1 protein-coding gene and 1 pseudogene are annotated in these 2,828 nt (G+C 65.9%); both read right to left on the bottom strand.

All coding sequences use genetic code 11. The features are described from left to right. Positions 1–29: 29 nt before the first annotated feature. On the bottom strand, positions 30–1,898 hold the full coding sequence (locus tag WC555_RS15610; protein WP_373255046.1) for a ubiquitin-activating E1 FCCH domain-containing protein: 1,869 nt from the start codon (positions 1,896–1,898) through the stop codon (positions 30–32). 103 nt (positions 1,899–2,001) lie between these two features. Further along, positions 2,002–2,828: pseudogene (locus WC555_RS15605) on the bottom strand (pilus assembly protein TadG); the annotation flags it as partial.

Here is a 2,828-nt window from a genome sequence, read left to right as displayed (position 1 = left end):
ATTTGAGCGGCCTCGCTCGTCCCCGGCGGCTACCGGGAAATACGCAGCTGGGTCAGTTCGCGGCCGATGGCGGCGAAGGCCTCGGACAGGTCGCCGCCGCTCGCCGGCAGATAGACGTGATCCGGGCTGGTGGCGCAGGATTGCATGAATTCCTCCGCCTCGCCCCCGGCCCTGAGCTCGAGACCGACCGTATAGACGACGACTCCCTCAGCCTTCATGGCGTCGCAGAGCTCTTCGGCCTGGTCGAAGGGGTCGCCATTGGTCGCGGCGCAGTTGATCCGTTCGCCGCCGTTGCCGGAATCCCGGGCCAGCACGCCCGTGCAGTAGTTGGTGTTGAACTCGCCGTCGGTCATGAGGATGACCGCTTTCAACAGTTCGTTGGGACTCGCGGCCCCCGCCGGATTGTCGGACCAGAGCGCGTTGAAGCTGGACGACACCGTGTACCAGCCCCAGGCTAGGCCGATGTGGCCGGCGGTGGAGCCGGTGACGTTGAATCTGGAGATGAGCGATTTCATCGCCGCCTTGTCGGAAGAGAGCGGCATGATCACGGAAGAGGGGCAGGGCGCATTGGTCGCCGGATAGTTTCGACCGACGTAGGCGGTTGACGGAGCGGCGCTGGTATAGGCCTGCGCGCCGGTCCGCTCGGTGACGCAGGTGCTGATCTGCTGGGCGCGGAGCGTGTTGTAGATGTTGTGGAACACCCGCCACTGGCAGCCGTCCTGACCGCACCAGCTCGAGCCGCCTGACGTGTGGGCTCCCCACTCCGCGCCATTGACGCCGATCGAATAGGTATTGTTCGTGACGTTGGCGACGATATAGGGCCGGTTGTTGATCCCGGTCATGCCGTTGACCCCGTCGATGTACACGCCGTCCCCGTCGCTCAGGCCATGGCCGGGGGCCGTCACCTGGACCGAACAGTCCGGGACGAGACATTGGCGCATCTCGCCGTCGCCGTCATAGCGGTCATAGCCGCTGGTGTTCACCGGCGCCCAGTACGAGCCGTTCCAGGATTCCAGCGAGAATTTCTTGTTATTGATTCTCTGGACCCGATAGGCGCGGTCGTTCACCTCATCCATGCCATCGACGTCGCGGATCCAGACATAGTCGTTCGACTGGAGGCCGTGGCCGGTCGAGGTCGTGACGACGCCTCCGTTGGCGCGGGTGATGTCTCTGATATCCCTCGCCGCCGCCGCCGCCCAGGCGAGGTGCGAGATGGATCGGGCGCCGATCGGAGTTCCGCGTGCGCCGTTGGCGTAGCCGCCCATGTTCACGCCGATGGAATAGGGCACCACCGACATCCGTGTGTAATAGGGCGTCTGGACGTCCTGCACGACGAGGTCCACGAGGTCGCGGGCGGCGGTCTTCATCGCGGCGATCCGGCTGCCGCTCATGGAGCCGGTGATGTCCAGGACCAGGGCGACCTCGAGATTGCGGGACGAGCGGTTGACCTCGGAGTGGGCTCCGACCGGCACATAGTCGTCCATGAACTTGCCGTAGGGCGGCAGGAAGATGTTGGCCACGAGGGTCTTCACATCGACCCTGGAACTGGCGACCACCACGGCGTCGTCATTGAGAGAAAAGGTCGTGTCCTGCTCGCGCAGGATGATGTCCGGATAGGCCTTGAGGTTGGCGCGCAGCGCCGCAAGGCCGACCTCCCGGAGGTCCTCGTCCTCGGAATAGGGCGAGCGGGCCGCCGCGAGCGTGGCGGCGTCGAGTGCGTCCTGCAGATTGACCCGGACCGTCGAGGCGCGATGGATGTCCACGCCGCCGACGGTCATCAGGATCAGCACAGGCAGGCTGAGGCCGAACAGCATGGCGACATTGCCGCGCGCATCGGACAGCAGACGGCGGAGAAACGGCTTCAGTGCGCGAAGGAATGGCGAGGCGCGGCGTCCCATTGTCGTCGATCCAGCCCGGTCGCCGGGCAGGAGAATCCGGCTTTTGAGGCGCGAGCATCGCCGACGTTGGTTAATGTCGGGTGATGACGGCGCCCGCCTGCCTCTAGCGGGATATGCGCAACTGCTTGATATCCCGGCCAATGGCCGCGAAGGCTTCGGACAGGTCGCCGCCGTCGGCGGGCAGGAAGACATTGGCCGGAGTCGAGGCGCAATCGGCCAGCACCTGGGCTTCCTCGGTGCCGGCCGTGATGCTGAAGCCGACCGTATAGACGACCACGCCCTGGGCCTTCATCGCCGTGCACAGGGCCCGGCTCTGGGTGAAGGGGTCGCCGTTGGTGGCGTCGCAGTCGATCTTGGCGCTGGTGGCCCCCGAGCCCGATCCCGCCTGTCGGGAGATGACGCCGCTGCAGTAGGGCGTGTTGAACGCGCCGTCGGTCATGATCACCACGGCCTTCAGGGTCTCGGCGGAATTGTAGGCCGCGGCGCCGTTGGACGGCCACAGGGTGTTCCAGTTGGGCGACACCATATACCAGCCCCAGGCGATGCCGATCTGCCCCGCCGTGGAGCCGGACGCCTCGAAATCGTCGATCTGCGCCTTGATCGTCGCCGCATCGCTCGAAAGCGGCCGGATGGCGTCGGCGATGCAGGTGCCGTGGATGTTCGGATAGTGGCGACCGACCCAGGAAGAGGGGCCCGTGGGCGCGGCCTCGGTATAGGCTTCCGCGCCGACGCGTTCGGTCACGCAGCCGCTGATCCTGTGGGTCTGGAGGTCGCCGTCCATGTTCTCGAAGGCGAAATAGGTCGTGCCGCCGCCCCGCGCGCTCCAGGCCTTGCCGCCCGAGGTGTAGGGCGTCAGCGAGGTCTCCGTGAGGTCGATGGTGAAGCTGTTGGTCTGGGCGTTTCCGACCAGATGGCTCTGGTCGTTGATCT

It is taken from the genome of Brevundimonas sp. (assembly GCF_041648615.1).
Lineage (GTDB): Bacteria > Pseudomonadota > Alphaproteobacteria > Caulobacterales > Caulobacteraceae > Brevundimonas.
This window is presented reverse-complemented; position numbering and strand designations above follow the sequence as displayed.

Bases quoted from the DNA above. Each gene is read 5' to 3' on its own strand.
- WC555_RS15610 (WP_373255046.1), bottom strand. From the start codon at position 1,898: ATGGGACGCCGCGCCTCGCCATTCCTTCGCGCACTGAAGCCGTTTCTC.